At 41.5% G+C, this 18642-nt stretch carries 19 protein-coding genes and 1 tRNA gene; 15 read left to right on the forward strand and 5 right to left on the reverse strand.

All coding sequences use genetic code 11. The features are described 5' to 3' along the window. Window positions 1-31: 31 nt before the first annotated feature. The 12 genes from QWZ17_RS09000 (at window position 32) to QWZ17_RS09055 (ending at window position 9230) form a co-directional block, all read left to right on the forward strand. Entirely contained in the window at window positions 32-1573 is a 1542-nt protein-coding gene (locus QWZ17_RS09000) for a DHA2 family efflux MFS transporter permease subunit (protein WP_290304829.1), read from the forward strand. A 62-nt stretch (window positions 1574-1635) separates the two neighbouring features. After that, window positions 1636-2241: a TetR/AcrR family transcriptional regulator gene (locus tag QWZ17_RS09005; protein WP_290304830.1), complete on the forward strand. Its 606-nt coding sequence runs from the start codon at window positions 1636-1638 to the stop codon at window positions 2239-2241. A gap of 93 nt (window positions 2242-2334) precedes the next feature. Next, window positions 2335-2718, forward strand: a complete 384-nt coding sequence (locus QWZ17_RS09010; protein WP_290304831.1) for a response regulator — start codon at window positions 2335-2337, stop codon at window positions 2716-2718. Between the two features lie 166 nt (window positions 2719-2884). Continuing rightward, window positions 2885-3697, forward strand: coding sequence for an oxidoreductase (locus QWZ17_RS09015; RefSeq protein WP_290304832.1), 813 nt, complete (start codon window positions 2885-2887; stop codon window positions 3695-3697). A gap of 24 nt (window positions 3698-3721) precedes the next feature. Then, on the forward strand, window positions 3722-4528 hold the full coding sequence (locus tag QWZ17_RS09020) for a helix-turn-helix domain-containing protein (protein ID WP_290304834.1): 807 nt from the start codon (window positions 3722-3724) through the stop codon (window positions 4526-4528). A 78-nt stretch (window positions 4529-4606) separates the two neighbouring features. Next, window positions 4607-5014: a hypothetical protein gene (locus QWZ17_RS09025; protein WP_290304835.1), complete on the forward strand. Its 408-nt coding sequence runs from the start codon at window positions 4607-4609 to the stop codon at window positions 5012-5014. Next, entirely contained in the window at window positions 5011-5349 is a 339-nt protein-coding gene (locus tag QWZ17_RS09030) for a hypothetical protein (RefSeq protein ID WP_290304836.1), read from the forward strand. The genes QWZ17_RS09025 and QWZ17_RS09030 overlap by 4 nt, the downstream gene beginning before the upstream one ends. 4 nt (window positions 5350-5353) lie before the next feature. Continuing rightward, window positions 5354-5710, forward strand: a complete 357-nt coding sequence (locus QWZ17_RS09035) for a DUF1801 domain-containing protein (RefSeq protein WP_290304837.1) — start codon at window positions 5354-5356, stop codon at window positions 5708-5710. Window position 5711: 1 nt separating this feature from the next. Then, complete coding sequence (locus QWZ17_RS09040) at window positions 5712-6083, forward strand: DUF1801 domain-containing protein (RefSeq protein WP_290304838.1); 372 nt, start codon at window positions 5712-5714, stop codon at window positions 6081-6083. Between the two features lie 140 nt (window positions 6084-6223). Then, entirely contained in the window at window positions 6224-6814 is a 591-nt protein-coding gene (locus QWZ17_RS09045; protein ID WP_290304840.1) for a GDSL-type esterase/lipase family protein, read from the forward strand. Between the two features lie 69 nt (window positions 6815-6883). Beyond that, window positions 6884-7612 carry an esterase family protein gene (locus tag QWZ17_RS09050; protein WP_290304841.1) on the forward strand — a complete coding sequence of 243 codons (729 nt, stop codon included), beginning with the start codon at window positions 6884-6886 and terminating at the stop codon, window positions 7610-7612. A 286-nt stretch (window positions 7613-7898) separates the two neighbouring features. Further along, window positions 7899-9230 (forward strand): OmpA family protein, encoded by a 1332-nt coding sequence (locus QWZ17_RS09055; protein ID WP_290304842.1) that lies wholly within the window; start codon window positions 7899-7901, stop codon window positions 9228-9230. A 184-nt stretch (window positions 9231-9414) separates the two neighbouring features. Here the strand turns inward: QWZ17_RS09055 and QWZ17_RS09060 are convergent, their stop codons facing one another. Then, entirely contained in the window at window positions 9415-10458 is a 1044-nt protein-coding gene (locus QWZ17_RS09060) for an NAD(P)-dependent alcohol dehydrogenase (protein ID WP_290304843.1), read from the reverse strand. 563 nt (window positions 10459-11021) lie between these two features. Between QWZ17_RS09060 and QWZ17_RS09065 the strand changes: the two genes are divergently transcribed. Both QWZ17_RS09065 and QWZ17_RS09070 read left to right on the forward strand, forming a co-directional pair. Further along, entirely contained in the window at window positions 11022-11693 is a 672-nt protein-coding gene (locus QWZ17_RS09065; protein ID WP_290304844.1) for a DUF1906 domain-containing protein, read from the forward strand. A 104-nt stretch (window positions 11694-11797) separates the two neighbouring features. Continuing rightward, window positions 11798-11869 (forward strand) — tRNA-Arg (locus QWZ17_RS09070). 496 nt (window positions 11870-12365) lie between these two features. On the opposite strand, the gene QWZ17_RS09075 is transcribed toward QWZ17_RS09070, so the two are convergent. Together QWZ17_RS09075 and ychF are read right to left on the reverse strand one after the other, a co-directional pair. Next, on the reverse strand, window positions 12366-13733 hold the full coding sequence (locus QWZ17_RS09075) for an ImmA/IrrE family metallo-endopeptidase (protein WP_290304845.1): 1368 nt from the start codon (window positions 13731-13733) through the stop codon (window positions 12366-12368). Window positions 13734-14178: 445 nt separating this feature from the next. Then, the gene (ychF, locus tag QWZ17_RS09080) at window positions 14179-15282 is read right to left on the reverse strand and encodes a redox-regulated ATPase YchF (protein ID WP_290304847.1); all 1104 of its coding nucleotides are present in this window, start codon (window positions 15280-15282) and stop codon (window positions 14179-14181) included. Between the two features lie 218 nt (window positions 15283-15500). Here ychF and mgtE point away from each other — a divergent pair, with 218 nt between their 5' ends. Next, entirely contained in the window at window positions 15501-16871 is a 1371-nt protein-coding gene (mgtE, locus tag QWZ17_RS09085) for a magnesium transporter (RefSeq protein ID WP_290304848.1), read from the forward strand. A 31-nt stretch (window positions 16872-16902) separates the two neighbouring features. Here mgtE and QWZ17_RS09090 read toward each other — a convergent pair whose 3' ends face one another. Next, window positions 16903-18060 (reverse strand): acetyltransferase domain-containing protein, encoded by a 1158-nt coding sequence (locus tag QWZ17_RS09090; RefSeq protein ID WP_290304850.1) that lies wholly within the window; start codon window positions 18058-18060, stop codon window positions 16903-16905. Window positions 18061-18233: 173 nt separating this feature from the next. Further along, window positions 18234-18566: a DUF3276 family protein gene (locus QWZ17_RS09095; RefSeq protein WP_290304925.1), complete on the reverse strand. Its 333-nt coding sequence runs from the start codon at window positions 18564-18566 to the stop codon at window positions 18234-18236. Window positions 18567-18642: the final 76 nt, after the last annotated feature.

The raw sequence follows: 18642 nt of genomic DNA on the forward strand, positions 1-18642 counted from the left end.
GTATATTTTATGGTATTTATAAGTTCCTAAAATGAAAAAGAGCATCCTTATCATCACCGTTATTACCGCAGCTATGATGGAGTTAATTGATACCTCCATTGTAAACGTGGCACTATCGCACATGAGCGGTAACCTTGGTGCAACCTTGGAAGATACCTCCTGGGTTATCACCGCTTATGCCATAGCCAATATCATCGTTATCCCCATGACCAGCTTTTTAAGCACCAAACTGGGGCGGCGCAATTATTATATAGGTTCTATCATCGCGTTTACTTTCTTTTCGGCCATGTGTGGTTTGGCCCCCAATATCTGGACGCTGGTTGCCTTCCGCTTTTTACAGGGCATGGGCGGCGGGGCGTTATTATCGGTATCGCAAGCCATTGTATTTGAAGTTTATGGTAAAGAAAAAAGCGGCATTGCCAGCGCGTTGTTTGGTGTAGGTGTATTTTTAGGACCAACCATTGGCCCTACCCTGGGTGGTTTTATTACCGAAAACTACTCTTGGCCATGGATCTTTTATATCAATATCCCAATTGGTATCGCCGTAACTGTATCAAGCTTACTTTTAGTGACCGAGCCATCCATCAAAGTTGAACCAAAAGCGGTAGACTGGTGGGGCATCCTGTTGCTGGTTATTGGCGTAGGCTCCCTGCAAACCGTATTGGAACGCGGCGAAACCGATGATTGGTTTTCTGCCAATTACATTATCGCGCTAACGGCAATAGCGGTGTTTAGTATTCTGCTATTTATCTGGTGGGAACTTACCATCCCCAACCCGGTTATTGATTTACGGGTATTAAAAAGCAAGTCGTTAGCAGTGGCGGCTATCCTTACCTCTGTTACAGGGGTAGGCTTGTTTACTTCGGTATTCCTGACACCGGTATTGGCGCAAAGGGTACTGGGCTTTCCGCCTACTATTACGGGGCTCACCTTGCTGCCGGGCGCTATACTCGCCATCTTTGGGTTACTTTTTTCGGCCACGTTGCTTAAAAAAGGGGTGTCGCCACTCATCATCATATTTACCGGGTTTATCCTGTTTATGATATTCAGCTACAAAATGGCTGGCTTTAACCTTGAAGCAACGCCCGGTAATTTGGCAGCCACTTTAATTTTCAGGGCATTGGGACTGGCCTTTTTAACCGTGCCGCTTACGGCGCTTGCAGTATCCGGCCTGGAACCTAAAGACGTACCGCAGGGCGCGGCATTAAATAACATGATGCGGCAATTAGGTGGCTCGTTTGGTATCGCCATCATCAATACCTATGTTGCTCATCGCTTTGGCTCGCACCGTAATGATCTTATCTCCAATATCAACGTGTACAACCCACAGGCAAATCAACGGGTGCATGGTTTAAGTCAGTATTTTGCGGGTAAAGGATTTTCGTCTTTTGATGCGCAACATAAGGCTATTGCTGTTATTGATAGTGGCATTAACCGGCAGTCGTTTTTAATGAGCTACCTTGATGCTTATATATTTGTTGGTTTGCTGTTTTTATTGGCGATGCCTTTATTATTATTGGTATTAAACCGTAAAAAACAAGCCGGACCGGTTGTACTGGTTAGCGATCACTAATATGATGAGGCAAAAAAAAGGCCAAATTATACTTTTAAAATACCGTATGGTATATTTGCATTATGGAAAAGGAATTATCAAAAGCCGAAAGAACCCGCCAGTTTATTGTGGAAACTACGGCACCTATCTTTAATAAAAAAGGATATGCAGGCACCTCCCTATCCGACCTTACCGAGGCTACCGGGCTTACCAAAGGCAGTATTTACGGCAATTTTGCCAACAAGGAGGAAGTAGCCGCTGCGGCCTTTGATCATAATTCGGCCATACTCAGAAAACAGGTAACCGACCGTATCCATACAGCCGGCACTTTTTATGAAAAGCTTAGGGTCTATGCGCAAGTTTACCATAGTTTTAACCGTAGCAAAAAGTTCCCCGTTGGTGGCTGCCCCATACTAAACACTGCTGTTGATGCCGATGACACCAACCCTATGCTTAAGGAAAAAGCCGCTAACGCGGTATTGCGCTGGAAAAAATCGATAGAGAACCTGATACATGGTGGTATAGCCGCCGGCGAGTTTAAAGCCGGTATCGATGTTAATAATATAGCCTTATCTATAATTGCCCTTATTGAAGGTGGCATTATGATTGCGAAAGTAACCGACACTCCTGGTAGCTTAGATACCGTTTTGCAAACTGTTGATGAAATAATAAACGGTTTAAAGTTATAAACCTGTAACCCAAATATTACAACACTAAGTTGAACGTATCAAAAACAAAAGACAGGGCCGGTACGTTATTACCTGTACCAATTATATAAAATAATGTCTAAAAAGATTTTGATACTCGATGATAGCGATGATATCCTTGAGGTGATGAAGGATGCTCTTGAAATGGAGGGCTACGAGGTTAAAACTTTAAACTATACCGATGATATCTGCAAGGAAGCTATCTCCTTTAACACCGATATGGTGATCCTCGATTACATTTTATTTGGCATTAACGGCGGCGAACTTTGCCACATGATGAAAACCAACCCCTTAACGGCACACGTACCGGTAATTATGGTTTCGGCGTACCCTCGCGTGCTGGAATCCTTAGGCAGTTACGGCTCAGACGCATTTATTGCCAAGCCTTTTAACCTGAGCGATATTTTCAGCACGGTGAAGGATTGCTTTTTGAAAGCCGGTGATATTGAGCATGTGTAGAAGCCTCACCCAACCCTCTCCAAAGGGGAGGGCTTTGATTTACTGCTGTTAATCCCGCGGCAGATGTGTGGTTTGAGCTACTCACCAAAGCAAACTTGAGCTTCCCACCAAACCTTCCACCCAGCCATTAACCCGACATTTGTTTTGTAATTAATAACAGAGCAAAATGAAAAAGGTAATATTGATAACCGGCGCATCTGCCGGCATGGGCAAAGAAATGGCCAAAGAATTATTGAAAGACGGACATATTGTTTATGGCGCCGCCCGCAGGCTTGAAAAGATGGACGACATCAAAAAACTGGGCGTTAACGTATTGGCCATGGACGTAACCGACGAAGATGCTATGGTTGCCGGCGTAGATGCCATTATCAAAGCCGAAGGGGAAATAGATATTTTGATCAACAATGCCGGTTTTGGCTCATACGGAGCAATTGAAGATGTATCAATGGCCGATGCACGGTATCAGTTAGAAGTAAACGCAATAGGTGCTGCAAGGCTCACACAATTGGTTTTGCCCCATATGAGTAGCCACAGTTCAGGCCTGGTCATCAATATATCTTCTATAGGTGGTAAAGTATCTATGCCTTTAGGTGGTTGGTACCATGCAAGCAAATTCGCGTTGGAGGCCCTAAGTGATGCTTTACGTAATGAGGTTAAACAATTTGGCATTGATGTGGTAGTGATTGAACCGGGCGGCGTAAAATCCGATTGGAGCGAAATTGCATCCAGTCACATGGCTAAAGCTTCAAGCGATTCAGCTTACAGTGATTTAGCCACGCAATTTGATGTAATCCGTAAAAAAGCCGAGGTCAAAAATGCCGATCCTATTGTAATTGTTAACCTTGTACGGAAAGCCATTGCAGCCAAAAAATCAAAAACAAGGTATCACGGTGGTTATATGGCAGGCCTGGTTTTGTTTTTACGTAAGCTACTGCCAGATCGTGCCATGGATAAAATACTGATGAGCCAATTAAAGTAATCATTATCTTTAATCCGCAACGCTATGGAAGATAAAAGCCACATCCAGTTTGATAACCTGCTATACTCTTGTGTAGATAAAAAACAGCGGGCTAATGAGTCCTTTGTACAGGAGCATGCTTTTGGGTACATTATATCGGGCGAAAGCCACTTTAAAACCAACGAGGGGCTTCGGGTTGCGGGTCCGGGTACTATTGGCCTGGTACGCCGTAACCAATTAATTAAATCGGACAAAGTACCGCCCCTGGGTGGTGGCGACTTTAAAGCGATAAATATATTTTTAGATCAGTCTTTTTTACGTAAATACAGTGCGGATAATAAACTTGCACCCGCCAATAGCTACAATGGCGATAAGATAAGGATATTACCGCCAGACCCCTTCATTAAAGGTTATTTTGATTCGCTGCTCCCCTACTTTGATCATCCAAATATGATTAACAGCGCTTTGAGCGAATTGAAAAGTAAAGAAGCGGTTGAGTTGCTGTTGCGACTCGACGCCACTTTTTACGATTTCCTTTTTGATTTTAGCGAACCTTACAAGATCGACCTTGAAGCTTATATGAATCAGCACTATATGTACAACGTGCCGGCCGCCCGGTTTGCCACGCTCACAGGCCGCAGCCTTGCCAGCTTTAAGCGCGACTTTGAAAAGGTATTCCGTACCTCGCCCGGGCAATGGCTGCAACAGAAACGATTGCAGGAGGCCCATTACCTAATTCGCGAAAAGGGTCGCAAACCATCAGAAGTTTACCTTGATGTTGGTTTTGAAAACCTTTCGCATTTTTCATACACGTTTAAAAAGGTTTATGGTGTATCACCATCGCTGATCTGAGGTTTGGGTTTTATCGATTTCTTGATAATTGAATATCGAAATTAATAAATAGCTTTATAACATCTAACCTAAACAACCATGAACTGGAAACTCATCTTTCAACTCTCCTTATTTGGCCTGGCCATGAGTTTTGCCACGGTATATTTTATCCCATCAAGCGGCGAAGCTTTTTTTTGGTTGCCTATATTTTTGATAAGTGCCTATCTGGTGGCAAAAAAATGTGTCGAAAGTTTCTTTTTAAATGGCTTTATGGTGAGTATAGTTAATTCACTATGGATATCGGCCGTGCATGTTATATTATTTGATGCTTACATTGCCCACCATGCCAATGAAGCTCATTTATATCAAAACCCCACCATGCCAATTCCGCCCAAAGCGGCCATGTTTATATTGGGCGTGGTAATGTTTGGCATTGGATCGGGCATTGTGCTCGGGTTGTTCTCTTTTGTGGCATCTAAAATTGTTAAAAATAAATCTATTGTATGACCCAGGCCGAAGCTTATTTTCATGAAATTACCCAGGAGATTCCTGACGTTGAACCAGGTAAAATGTTTGGTGCACTTTGTTTTAAAACACCTAATGGCAAAGCCGCGGCCATGTTTTGGCATGATATGATTGTGATTAAATTAACCGGTAATGTACGTGATGAAGCTTTGAGTTTAGACGGGACCCATTTTTTTGACCCTATGGACGGCCGCCCCATGAAAGATTGGATTGTAATTCCGTTCACTTACCAAAACCGATGGAAAGAATTCGCGATAAGTGCTACCGAATACGTTAAAGAATTACCGGCAAAAGCGCCTGCTAAAAAGGCTAAATAAAAATATGCCGACCAAGCTTGATGAATTTTACCGGCAACAGGATGAACCGCTGAAAAGCTGTTTTTTTGCTTTGCGGGATTTGATATTGGCCCATGATCCAAACATTACCCACGCCTGGAAATTTAATATGCCCTTCTTTTTATATAAGGGTAAAATGTTTTGTTACCTCTGGACGCATACCAAATTGCGACAGCCTTTCATCGGATTTAGCGAAGGTAAACGGATAGAGCATCCTAACCTTGCCTTTGAAAAGCGGTCGCGCATTAAAATCATGATTATCGATCCTGAAGAAGAGCTACCCGAGAATAGCATTAATGAAATTTTGACTATGGCTATCAACCTTGTAAAAAAAGATCTGTAGCATGAGTTTAACCCAACTTGATAATTTCTACCTGCAAAAAGATGAACCCGTAAGAAGTTGCCTGCTGGCCTTACGCGAAATTATTCTGAAACAGGATGACGCCGTTACTGCCGCATGGAAGTATGGAATGCCTTTTTTTTGTTATAAGGGAAAGATGTTCTGTTACCTATGGGTGCATAAAAAAGTCCTGCAGCCTTACATTGGCATTGTTGAAGGGCAACGTATTGAGCATCCTAACCTGATCATTGAAAAACGCGCCCGAATGAAAATCATGCTTTTTGATGCCGAAAAAGATTTGCCTGTAAAAACCATTGAAGCCGTTTTGAAGCAGGCTTTAGAGCTATACAAAACCGGGGTAATAAAGGTAAAATAGCTATTTATCACTTCAAACCGGCCGAATTAACATCGGGGAAACAATAAACTACTATATTGCCTCTTATGCGTATCGGCGGGCGTAATTTAATTGCGTTAATTTGCGCCGGATAGATAATTAACGAGCAACAGATTTTTTTCATGTATTGGTACGAAGAGGACATTAAGCAACTTGAAAAGCTTACTTTAAATAAAACATTTGAGCCCGAAACTATTTTTTACGGTAGTTCATCGGTGCGTTTATGGACAACACTTAACGACGATTTTAAACAACTTAACCCCTTTAACCTTGGTTTTGGCGGCTCAACCCTTGCCGCTTGTGTTTGGTTTTTTGAAAGGGTAATGATAAGTTATCAGCCAAAAAGACTGATCATTTATGCCGGCGACAATGATCTGGGCGACGGCCGCCACCCCGAAGAGGTATTTATATTTTTTCAGCAACTGGTAACCAAAGTGCAACAGCGCTTTGGCAATTTGCCCTGTTACTATGTTTCTTTAAAACCAAGCCTCAGCCGCTGGAACATTATCGATAAATTTAAATATGCAAACAACCTTATTGAAACAGAAATAGTTAAAAACACCAACAACTGGCAGTTCATTAATATTTATAAAGAGATGGTTGATGTTAAAGGCTATCCAAAAAAAGAGTATTTTGTAGGCGATGGGTTGCATTTAAGTACGGCGGGATATCAATTATGGAAACAAATTATAACCGACCATATTAACCGCTAAGCATTACCATTTATTTAATTTGAAGTAACATTTGTTTTGGAAATTTCGCAGCAAAATACCAGCCCAATAATGAACAGAACGTACCATAAATGGTTTAGCGCAAGTTTGCACCGCCATATGGAAATGTTGGTATTTGGCCACGGCGGCAAAGCTGTGCTTTTTTTTCCTACCCGCATGGCCCGGTTTTATGATTATGAAAACTGGGGCATTGTTGAAGCTTTAAAAGATAAATTAGAAAACGGTGAGCTACAGCTTTTTTGCGTTGATAGCGTTGATTCTGAAAGTTTTTATAACCATTGGGTACACCCGGTTGCACGTATTGAGCGCCATTTACAATACGAGCAATACATTCTTACCGAGGTGCTCCCGGTAATGCAAACCGAAAACAAGGGCGATTATTTTGAAGTTGCCGGTTGCAGCATGGGGGCCTACCATGCCATTAACCTGGCCATGAAACACCCTACCCTGTTTAAAAAAGTGATCAGCATGAGTGGCAGGTACGATCTTACCCAACAAATTGATGATTTTAAAGACCTGTTTGATGGCTACCGGGATGAAAACATTTACTTCAATATGCCTTTACAATTTATGGCCAATATGGAAGATGATGCCGTTTTAAATGCGATCAGAAAAGTAGAAATCATTATGGCAGTTGGCGAAACCGACCCATTCATTAACAGTAACCGCGCCTTTGGTCATTTATTATCTGCAAAACAAATCCCCCATCAGCTGTACGTATGGGATAATTACGCCCACCGCCCACGTTATTGGAAACAAATGGTGCGTTTGTATTTATAACGTTAAACTCAGCGGTAAGCAAGGTCAGCTTTATTTTCTATGACAACAATGTTACAAAACTGCCTCTTACTGCTTCGGCCCAGTTTAACAAGCTGATTATCAACCATGGTATAAAGCAATAAACTTTCAAAAAACAACAAACTTTGTATCATTATTGGTAACAAATACCCTCTTATGTTATTTTTTTTCATTCTCCGAAAACTTTTGTCTTGTTTAAGAGTTATTAGATTAATTTATTAAGAACTTTTAGTGGGCAACTACTATAATGAAAACAAATCTAAAAACTATGAATTATTCTACATTAAAGAAAACAGCCGCGTTGTCGATTGCTTCTTTGTTAGTTGTAGGTATGGCCAATGCCCAAACCGATTCTACCAAAACCGCAACTACTACAACGTCGTCTGAGACCTCTACCGCCAAGGTATTTGGTGGTATTGGGCAGTACAACACATTTAGTATTGGCATAAGTGCAGGTGTTACCGATGGGTTGGTTCCTTTTTCAATTAACTCTACCAATAAGTTTAAAGCTGATTTGGGTTATGGTGTTTCGTTAAGACAACAATTATCGCACACTTTTAGCTTACAGTTAGATTATTTAGGTGGTAAAGTACACGGTATTGACAAGGAAGGAACAAACAAATACGGTTATACCGAGTATAAAACATCTTACAATGCAGGAGCGTTGAGCGGCGTTTTTAATATTGCAAGCGTAAGCTTTTTACACCGCAAAAACAGCGTTAACTTTTACGGTTCGGCAGGTTTAGGCTTAAGTTTCTACAAACCTAAAAGCTATACCGACGTTAACGGCAATACGGCAGCTTACACTAACACAGTTAAAGAATTATTTGCCCCGGTAGGTGCAGGTGTTAAATTCCGTTTAAGCGATGCGGTTGCATTAAATTTAGGTTACACTGTTAACTTTGTACAAGGTTACAACTTCCAGGGTTTCCATACTTATCCTCAGCAAAACCACTACTCTTACACTTATGGTGGTTTAGAGTTTACTTTAGGTTCAAAATCAAAACAGAACCTTACCTGGGTAAACCCGGTTGCGCAGATGTATGATGAGTTATACGATGCTGCCTTACGTCAGGAAGTTGAAGCTTTAAAAGGTCGTGTTACTAACGTAGAAACCGCGGTTAGCGACTTGAAAAAAGACTCTGACGGTGACGGTGTTGCCGATCAGTTTGACAAATGCCCAGGTACGCCTGCAGGTAGTGTAGTTGATGGTTCTGGTTGCGTTATCGTGTTCCCTAAACCAGATTCTTCATTAGCCGCTAAACCGGTAGCTACAGCTTACTCAAACATCCAGTTTGAATTTGATAGTTCGGTATTACGCACTTCATCTTATCCTGTGTTAGATGCTACTTCTGCCGATTTACGTTCATCTGGTAAAAAAGTTGAGGTTGATGGTTTTGCATCATCTGAAGGTACTGCTGCTCACAATATGCAGTTATCAAAAGATCGTGCTAACTCAGTAAAAACTTACTTAGTTAACTCTGGTGTTGACGCTAAAAAAGTTAAAGTAAAAGGTTATGGTGAAACCATGCCAATTGCAGATAACTCAACAGAAGAAGGGCGCGTTACTAACCGTCGCGTTCAATTCAAACAAAAATAATTTTTAATAAAATATTATTTGCGAAGGCTCCGGATAACCCGGAGCCTTCTTTGTTTTTACACGATTTAGGGATTTTGCAGGATTACAAGATTTCTAAATACTAAGGCAAAACAAATATTAAGCAAAAAAGCCGTTGAATTTCTTCAACGGCTTTTCGTTTACCCGGATAAACCCGGGTTAAAAATTAAAGGGTTGCCATATCAATTACAAAACGGTAACGCACATCGCCTTTAACCATACGGTCGTAAGCTGGCTGAATATCTTTGATATCAATTAATTCAATATCTGATACGATGTTATGCTCGGCGCAAAAATCAAGCATTTCCTGGGTTTCTTTGATCCCGCCAATGCCCGATCCGGCTAAGCTTTTACGGCCGCCTAATAAACTAAACGCGGCAATTTCTGCCGGTTTTGGTGGTACGCCTACGCAAATATGTACACCGTTGGTTCTTAATAAAGATAGGTACATGTTAAAATCATGCTCGGCCGATACGGTATCCAAAATAAAATCGAAAGTACCTTTGGCGGCTTTTACCTGCGCTTCATCGGTTGTAACCACAAAGTGATGGGCTCCTAATTTTTTAGCGTCTTCTTCTTTTTTAGGCGAAGTGCTTAACACTGTAACTTCGGCACCAAAGGCCACGCCAAATTTAACAGCCATGTGGCCAAGGCCACCCAATCCTAAAACGGCTAATTTATGGCCCTTGCCTACTTTCCAGTGCCTTAAAGGCGAGTAGGTTGTAATACCTGCGCAAAGTAAAGGCGCAACAGCCGCCAAATCTACTTTATCAGATACATGCAATACAAACTCTTCCCGTACAACAATGGTGTTTGAATAACCGCCATAAGTTGGAGTTTTGCCATCGCGCTCGTAGCTGTTGTAGGTTTGCGTGCTGCCTTCAAGGCAATATTGCTCCAAATCCTGTTTGCAGTTTTCGCAAACCTGGCAAGAGTCAACCATACAGCCGGTACCGGCAAGGTCGCCTACTTTAAAGTTTTTTACGTGGTCGCCTACTTTAACTACGCGACCTACAATTTCGTGACCCGGAATCATCGGGAAAATACCCGGGAACCAGTCGTTTTTAATCTGGTGTAAATCTGAGTGGCAAACGCCGCAATATAAAATATCAAATTGTACATCATGCGGACCTACTTCGCGCCTTTCAAATGACCAGGGAGCCAATGGTGTATTCTCGTCCTGGGCTGCATAAGATTTTGCTTCAATCATGGTAGTTTTGTTTGTTGTTTTTTAGTGTTTGTTGGTAATTAAAGGTACTAATAATTACAAGTGCTGTTATAGTTTGGATGGGATTATATCCCCTAAGGCAAACTATTTTTTATCGCGCAGGTTAACAAGCTACGCCCTGCCTTTTTAGCTTTATGTGTGCAAGTTTAAGACCTATTTTAACAGGTTACCAAATAGCGACATCCAATTGTTTGATTTTTGTAAGCATCGGTTTGATTTTCGTAAGGTATAAGGAAGGGCAAGGATGAACCGGGCATATATTATATCATTAACCACAAAACAGCTTACAATTCGCCGCCATAAAGGAAGGGCAAACGCATGTAATTGGGTTAACATAACTTAACACATTTCAGAAATACATTTTATAAATAACTAACAATCAATATTTTATATTTTTACAAGGTTAACATTAAACTGATGTATAGCGCAATTTTGGCGCAAGGGTCTGATATTATGTCGCTTTTTACTTGTTCTTGTCGCTTTTTTTTCATAAATTAGTATATAAATAACTGTTTATCAACATATAACCTAAACCCAATAACATTATGCCAAATACCTCATCACCAATCGCCCTACCCGGTACCGTTCAGCCTGCTGCTGCCGGTTTATCGGGTTTTGATATCAATTCGCCTGTAAGCGCTACAGCCGCAGCGGGTTTTAAAAATGCGGGATACGCTTTCTGCATCCGCTACATTCCGCGTACCGCCCAACTGCAAGCAGGTAACCTAACTAATGCCGAAGCATTGCACATTTTAAACGCTGGTTTAGCGCTTATGGCAGTGCAACACGTTGCCAACGATGGCTGGGTGCCATCTGCAGCCCTTGGAACACAATACGGGAGCTATGCTGCTTTATATGCAACCCAGATAGTTGGGCTGCCGCCTGGAGTAAACATCTGGCTTGATCTGGAAGGGGTTAATCAACAGGCTCCTGCTGCCGACGTAATAGCCTATTGCCAGGCATGGTATACCGAAGTAAAATCGGCAGGGTATGAACCTGGCATATACGTTGGCTGGGACGCCGGCCTTACATCGCAGCAATTGTATACTAAATTATCATTTAGTCACTACTGGCGGGCGTATAACGGCCCCGACGTTGCCACACGCGGCTTCCAGATTTTACAACACACGCAAAAACTGGTAAATGGGTTTATGATTGACCCTAATGTAACCCAGACTGACCACCTCGGCGGTACCGCCATCTGGCTGGCTATCTAAACCGGCAGTGCAGCATAGTAACAAATTTAAAATTGGTTGAAAACATTAGTAGTTTAAACAGTGGTAATGGTTTCAATCAATTTTATATATTTGCGCCAATAACTGCTTCCGTAGTTCAATGGATAGAATTATGGTTTCCGGTACCATCGATATGAGTTCGAATCTCGTCGGGAGCACTACAAAAGGCCGCTTAAGCTATGCTAAGCGGCCTTTTGATTTTTTGAATGGGCGGGGATTGAGTGGTTTTATTCAAGCACGTTTTATTAGTTCAATAAACCTCGTATCAGCTTGTTAATTGGAATTGGTGTGAAGTTATGGACAAGATATTGTGGTTTTGATACTGTAGTCGGAGACTACAGGCATAGTCGTCCGAAGTCGGAGGCTTCGGACAGCTGTAGCTTATCTGAATTGCAGCAAAGCGAGACTAAACCTATGCTCGGTATAATTTTGCAACAGGCTGTTGCAAAATTACCGTGGAAACTTATTTGCATTTTGAATGATCAGCTGATTTGCGCCAAGTTATTAAAGCACGTTTTGTTAATTCAATAAATCTCATATCATTTTTTGATCGGAGTTAGTATGAGGTTATCGACAAACTATCGTGGTTTTATAGTTGTCCGAAGTCAGAGATTATCGGACAGCGGGGACTTCGAACAGCGGGGTATAACCTTATCAGAGCATTACCATCTTATTGATTATCTGGCCAACGGTCCTGGAATTTCGCTCAAAATTAGGATCTGTACGCCGGTAATTACCGCCTGGCCCGAACTTGAGGATACCAAGGTTACTTAACCTATGTTCTAATGTTGCTTTGCTAACGCCAAAAAAGTTCGAGAATTGTTCCTGCATTAAATCGAATGCTTGTTGGTTGCACTGTTGATGATCTACGTATATTGTACCACGATGTCCATTTATGCCATTATTAATTTGATAAAGGACAATCTGAGCTAAAAGGCTTTTATACGGCAGGAGTAAGCAAGCCGCAAATCGATTAGCTTGCCATTCGATCCAATGCTTTTCATTAATCAAAGCGTGTTTACCCAAGGCTTTATTATATTCGGAATCTTGAAGATTATTGAAGACCATCTGATCCATAGAAAAGCCCGAATGCAGAATGTAATGACCTATTTCATGAGCTAGAATAAAATTAAACTGCGGAGATCCAACCAAATTACTATCAATGTGGATTATCTTTTCAGCAAAATCAATATAGCCATTTATCTTTTTCCCTTTATCAGATTTAATAGGTCGATCCGTCACAATTCTTACGCTATATTTTTCTGAAACATACACCATAAAGTCAGACATCGGCAAACCTTTATTTTTATACAGTATTGAGGAGTCAAATGCGTTTAGTATATCCACAGTTATTTTTTCGATCAATTTTGCTGACCGAAGCTCTGTGCTCTGAACCTGATTACCAGGCTGATACCATTGAGGACCGTATTTAAGAACCTTTGTCAGGAAATTGAATAAGCTAATTTCCCATCCGAGATCGTTAACTCCACCAAGACTCTGATTATAATAATCGCTGATATCTGCCAATTGATCGAGCTCTTCAGAAAACTCACGCGCTGACGCATCGGTCTGTAGTGAATCTTTACTTCTCTTGGTGTTGTATAAAATCATTTTTGATTGACCTTTCGAGTCAACCTGGATTACCATCAACCCATGAGACTCCGCATAAGATTTTGCAGCTTTTTGTAGCCTATTTGTTGTGATGAAAATACCCTTTACATTTTTACCAGCAACTGAATTGATATCACCAACAAACTTGATTATCTCCTTTACATTGACAGGGTGATTATAATCCTTGCATTCTATTAAACATATGTGAGAATAACGATCTGCACCGGATGGCCAAACTTCAATACTTAAATCAAAATTGACGTACTCCTTCCGATCATGTCCATAATATCTGGGTTTGCGGTATGATTTACAAATACCAGGTAGAAAACCCAATTGTCCATCATTTAACGCTGCTAAAATGATATCGCACGCTTTATCCTCGAATAGATTTCCCTTTAAAACAGTGTTCATATGGTTCTGGTAATAATAATGCAATATACATGCAATCGAGGCGATGCTAAAAAAAGTAGCATCAAAAGTTTTAAACATTATTCGCGCGGGTGTTAATAGAATGGAAAGGACTCAAAATAATAACAGTAAGCCGAATTTGTCTCTTCCCTTCACCATTCTGAGAAATTGCGTGGATACCAACAGTCGCGGTACGCCAAGCGAGCTTATAAACAAAAGCCAGGCCCTCCTTCCACTGGCAGGCACAAGCCCCAATTATTTACCTCATAACTGGCAGCGCAAAAAAAATCCCCGATTACAGCATAGTTCTGCAAACCGGGGATTTCAATATCATAGAATCATAGCGTAGAATAGATTCTTCACTACGTTCAGAATGACAGCGTTTTTTTAGGGTAGGTACTCCCAAAAATTGCATCTGTCTTGACTCTTAATTCTTGACTCTAAAAAACTATACGTTAAATCTGAAGTGCATGATATCGCCGTCCTGCACAATGTATGTTTTGCCTTCAACGCCTAATTTACCGTTTTCTTTGATGGTGGTTTCCACGCCGTTGAATTTCACAAAGTCGTCGTATTTGATAACTTCGGCGCGGATGAAGCCTTTTTCAAAATCGGTGTGAATAACGCCGGCTGCTTGCGGTGCGGTGAAGCCCTGGGTAATTGTCCAGGCGCGCACTTCCTGTACACCAGCGGTAAAGTAAGTGGCCAGGCTTAACAGGCGGTAAGCGGCTTTAATCAGTTTGTTTACGCCCGATTCGGTTAAACCCAGGTCGTTTAAAAACATCTGGCGCTCTTCGTATGATTCCAGTTCAGAAATTTCGGCTTCAATTTGGGCAGATATGATCAGCACTTCGGCCTTTTCGTCGGCAACGGCGGCTTTAACCTGCTCAACGTAGGCATTTCCGTTTGCTACCGAACCTTCGTCAACGTTACAAACGTACATTACCGGTTTAGCTGTAAGCAACCACAGATCGGCAACGTATTCTTTATCTTCTTCCTCAACTGGCGCAGTACGGGCCGATTTACCCTGCAACAGGTGATTTTTGTAAATGGTTAAAACATCAAATGTTTTTTTAGCCTCTTTGTCGCCACCGGTTTTGGCCATTTTTTCAACCTTCTGGATTTTCTTTTCTATCGAATCCAAGTCTTTCAATTGCAATTCGGTATCAATGATCTCTTTATCACGGATAGGATCAACCGAACCATCAACGTGTATTACGTTATCGTTATCAAAGCAACGTAATACGTGGATAATAGCGTTTGTAGCACGAATGTTGGCCAAAAACTGGTTACCCAATCCTTCGCCTTTGCTGGCTCCTTTAACAAGGCCGGCAATGTCAACAATTTCTATAGTGTTTGGTACAATGCTTTTAGGCTGTACTATTTCTGTAAGTTTTGTTAAACGCTCATCTGGCACCGTAATTACGCCTACGTTTGGCTCAATGGTGCAAAACGGAAAGTTGGCCGCCTGCGCCTTGGCATTTGATAAGCAATTAAAAAGTGTTGATTTACCCACGTTTGGTAAACCTACTATCCCACATTGTAAACCCATTTGTTTAGTTGATTAAGTTGATTAGGTGAGTGGTTGATTGGGTTAACTAAGTTTAGATTTTGACAACCTAATCAACCATTTAACTTAATCAACCACTCACTTTAAAAACCGCAAAGATAAGAGAAAATTTTACCCGATTATTTGAAAAAATAAACGACTTTTGCCGACGTTAAAAAACAAGAATTATTTATAATAAGATGTAAAAAAGAGGGCACTATATGGAAGAGATGGTTGAGCAAGTTGAGTTGCTGCTGGAAGGGCAGGACAATACCAAACTACAGGAATATTTGAACAACCTCAACATATCTGATGTTGAAGAACTCATAGGCGAACTGCCCGAACATGGCCCCTTATTTATTGAAACGCTTTCGCTTAACCGCGCTGTAAACGTTTTCCGTATCCTCGACTTCCCTACGCAGGAACGTATCATTAAAAAACTTTCGGGCCAAAAGGTTGCCGACTTGATTAATGAACTCCCTCCCGATGACCGTACCGCTCTTTTCAGTGAATTACATGGCGACGCGGTAAAAAAACTGATCCTGAGCTTATCACCAGAGAACCGTAAAGAGGCTTTATCTCTTTTAGGTTACGAGGAAGAAAGCGTTGGCCGTTTGATGACGCCCGATTATATCGCCGTTAAAAAAACATGGGATGTAACCAGGGTACTATCGCACATTCGCCGTTACGGTAAAAACTCAGAAACTATTGATGTTATCTACGTGATTGACGAAAACGGTATTTTACTGGATGATATCAGAATCCGCGAGATTTTGCTGGTTAAACCCGAAACCAAGGTATCTGATTTGATGGACGGTCGCCTGATAGCCCTTAGCGCAAGCGATCCGCAGGAGGAAGCGATCAACGTTTTCAGGATGAATAACCGTACGGCCTTGCCCGTGGTGGATAAAGAAAATATATTATTAGGCATTGTTACCGTTGATGATATCCTTTGGATAGCCAACGAAGAATACACGGAAGACATTCAAAAAATTGGTGGTACCGAAGCTTTAGACGAGCCTTACCTGGATATTAACCTGTTTAAACTGGTAAAAAAACGTGTTGGTTGGCTTATCATTTTGTTTTTAGGCGAAATGCTAACCGCTACCGCGATGGGCTTTTTTGAAAAGTCGATTGAAAAAGCGGTGGTGCTGGCTCTTTTTATCCCTTTGATTATATCAAGCGGTGGTAATGGTGGCTCACAGGCATCTACCCTAATTATACAGGCCATGGCCCTTGGTGAAGTTACCGTAGCAGATTGGTGGCGTGTAATGCGCCGCGAAATTCTTTCGGGCCTGATGCTGGGTGTTACCCTTGGCGTTATTGGCTTCTTCCGTATTTACGCCTGGACTTTGTTTTCGCCACTGTACGGTCCGCATTGGATGTTGGTTGGCTTAACCGTAGGTTGCGCCCTGGTAGGTGTAGTTTTATGGGGATCATTAGCGGGCTCCATGTTACCACTAATACTTAAAAAATTAGGTGCCGACCCGGCTACGTCGTCGGCCCCGTTTGTGGCCACCCTGGTTGACGTTACCGGGTTAATCATTTACTTTTCAATAGCCTTGTTGTTTATGAAAGGCGTGCTGTTGTAATTAAACAGCGCACAAGCCCAAATACATTTAATTAAACGTACGATAGCCACCAATGGCTATGCGTACGTTTATAGTTACCGTACCATTTACTGGGATAATACATCAGCGTTACAACGCCTATCCAAAACAGGTATACCGCCCAAAGCGGCCAGCCAAAGCCCTGCGCCTGCCATACCAACGGTGATCCGTCGGATTTTAGAGGCAGACCGGTAATAAGAATAAGCGCGATATTGAGGATACGTAGCACCACGAAGTGAACTATAAAATAAAAATAGGGCACATTGCCATACACCCGGCAAATATCGGTAAACCGCTTGCCCAGCTTTTCCGTTAACGCCAATAATATCATTACCGGCCCCAATGTCATACAAATAAATAGTAACGAGGGCGATTGTTTGGTGGTATTCAAAAACGATAATAAGGTATGTGCAAAATTGCGCTGAAATACCCATGGGGCAGAATCGCCGTAATGATTGATAAATCTTAGCACCACAAACAATCCAATTATCGAAAGGCCGGATACCAGCAATACCCGCTGCCGTTTCCGGGCGTCAAAGTCTTTTCCATATAGCGCCCCAAAAACATATCCTAATAGCAAAGGGCCCGCCCAGGGAATAACAGGATACAATACGGCGATTGTTCTGCCTGCGGGCAAAGGTATAAACAAGCTTTTAACCGATAAAAACAAGGTTGTTAAATAGCCCGATACGCCATCTTTGGGTAACGTAACATAATCCAGCAAATTATGGCCGGCAATAATGATCACGGCTATTGTAGCTATAACAGATCTTGGTAAATAGTGCAATAAAGCCAATATCATCATTCCGAAGCCTATTGCCGATAACACCTCTAAAATGAGCATTCGATATTGCAGGTTGAAGGTAAATAGCAGGGTGATAATGAGCAGATCTGACAGAACAAGCCATACCCCCCTTTTGAGCAGGAAAACACTTAACCCGCTTTTTGTTCTTCGCTGACCTGCGATGTATGCTGATACGCCACTCAGAAAAACAAAAGTAGGCGCGCAAAAGTGGGTGATCCAACGCGTAAAAAACAAAACAACTGTAGTAGTCTGCATATTAAGCGGCGATGGCCCAGCATAATGAAAAAAATCACGGGTATGATCAAGCGCCATAATGATCATGATGAGGCCCCTTACAATGTCAATGGAGTGTATACGCTGCTTCATATGTTTTTAATTGCTCCGGTTACAATCAACCTACCCTTTAAAACTACAATATCCAATTTAAAATACTTATTATCAAACAAGTGCAAAAACTATTAATAAAATCCGGGGCAATAAAAAAACCCTGCCTTGTGAGCAGGGTTCCTGTAATATTAAGTTTAGCGTGTAATAGCTTATTAAATTTCAAATGAAAAATCCTCATCAGCAGATGCTTTGGCTACTTCGTGGCCTTCGCTGTATTCGTAACGTTTTTCTACAACATCCTGGTTAGCACGGATGTAATCAACAGTTTCTTTTAACCCTTCGGCAAATTTTTCAAAATCTTCTTTGTATAAAAAAATCTTGTGCTTAATAAAAACGCCATCTTCCAAACGCTTTTTGCTTTCGGTTATGGTAACATAATAATCGTTTGATCGGGTTGCTTTTACATCAAAAAAATACGTTCTCTTCCCGGCTCTCACCTTCTTTGAATATACCTCTTCACGCTCTCTATTGTCAAAATCTCCCATATGAATTTCCCTGTAATTAGTTTTGGTTGGCATAAATATAAATAAAATTTCAAAGTGCAAGTATTTTATTCAATTT

It is taken from the genome of Mucilaginibacter flavus, assembly GCF_030409315.1.
Taxonomy (GTDB): Bacteria; Bacteroidota; Bacteroidia; order Sphingobacteriales; family Sphingobacteriaceae; genus Mucilaginibacter; species Mucilaginibacter flavus.

What these genes read in the sequence shown, in the direction of transcription:
- QWZ17_RS09015 (WP_290304832.1), top strand. Translation starts at nt 2,885, where the DNA reads ATGAAAAAGGTAATATTGATAACCGGCGCATCTGCCGGCATGGGCAAA.
- QWZ17_RS09030 (WP_290304836.1), top strand. Translation starts at nt 5,011, where the DNA reads ATGACCCAGGCCGAAGCTTATTTTCATGAAATTACCCAGGAGATTCCT.
- QWZ17_RS09000 (WP_290304829.1), top strand. Translation starts at nt 32, where the DNA reads ATGAAAAAGAGCATCCTTATCATCACCGTTATTACCGCAGCTATGATG.
- mgtE (WP_290304848.1), top strand. Translation starts at nt 15,501, where the DNA reads ATGGAAGAGATGGTTGAGCAAGTTGAGTTGCTGCTGGAAGGGCAGGAC.
- QWZ17_RS09090 (WP_290304850.1), bottom strand. Translation starts at nt 18,060, where the DNA reads ATGAAGCAGCGTATACACTCCATTGACATTGTAAGGGGCCTCATCATG.
- QWZ17_RS09020 (WP_290304834.1), top strand. Translation starts at nt 3,722, where the DNA reads ATGGAAGATAAAAGCCACATCCAGTTTGATAACCTGCTATACTCTTGT.
- QWZ17_RS09045 (WP_290304840.1), top strand. Translation starts at nt 6,224, where the DNA reads ATGTATTGGTACGAAGAGGACATTAAGCAACTTGAAAAGCTTACTTTA.
- QWZ17_RS09065 (WP_290304844.1), top strand. Translation starts at nt 11,022, where the DNA reads ATGCCAAATACCTCATCACCAATCGCCCTACCCGGTACCGTTCAGCCT.
- QWZ17_RS09055 (WP_290304842.1), top strand. Translation starts at nt 7,899, where the DNA reads ATGAATTATTCTACATTAAAGAAAACAGCCGCGTTGTCGATTGCTTCT.
- QWZ17_RS09010 (WP_290304831.1), top strand. Translation starts at nt 2,335, where the DNA reads ATGTCTAAAAAGATTTTGATACTCGATGATAGCGATGATATCCTTGAG.
- QWZ17_RS09035 (WP_290304837.1), top strand. Translation starts at nt 5,354, where the DNA reads ATGCCGACCAAGCTTGATGAATTTTACCGGCAACAGGATGAACCGCTG.
- ychF (WP_290304847.1), bottom strand. Translation starts at nt 15,282, where the DNA reads ATGGGTTTACAATGTGGGATAGTAGGTTTACCAAACGTGGGTAAATCA.
- QWZ17_RS09050 (WP_290304841.1), top strand. Translation starts at nt 6,884, where the DNA reads ATGAACAGAACGTACCATAAATGGTTTAGCGCAAGTTTGCACCGCCAT.
- QWZ17_RS09025 (WP_290304835.1), top strand. Translation starts at nt 4,607, where the DNA reads ATGAACTGGAAACTCATCTTTCAACTCTCCTTATTTGGCCTGGCCATG.
- QWZ17_RS09040 (WP_290304838.1), top strand. Translation starts at nt 5,712, where the DNA reads ATGAGTTTAACCCAACTTGATAATTTCTACCTGCAAAAAGATGAACCC.
- QWZ17_RS09005 (WP_290304830.1), top strand. Translation starts at nt 1,636, where the DNA reads ATGGAAAAGGAATTATCAAAAGCCGAAAGAACCCGCCAGTTTATTGTG.
- QWZ17_RS09095 (WP_290304925.1), bottom strand. Translation starts at nt 18,566, where the DNA reads ATGGGAGATTTTGACAATAGAGAGCGTGAAGAGGTATATTCAAAGAAG.
- QWZ17_RS09075 (WP_290304845.1), bottom strand. Translation starts at nt 13,733, where the DNA reads ATGAACACTGTTTTAAAGGGAAATCTATTCGAGGATAAAGCGTGCGAT.
- QWZ17_RS09060 (WP_290304843.1), bottom strand. Translation starts at nt 10,458, where the DNA reads ATGATTGAAGCAAAATCTTATGCAGCCCAGGACGAGAATACACCATTG.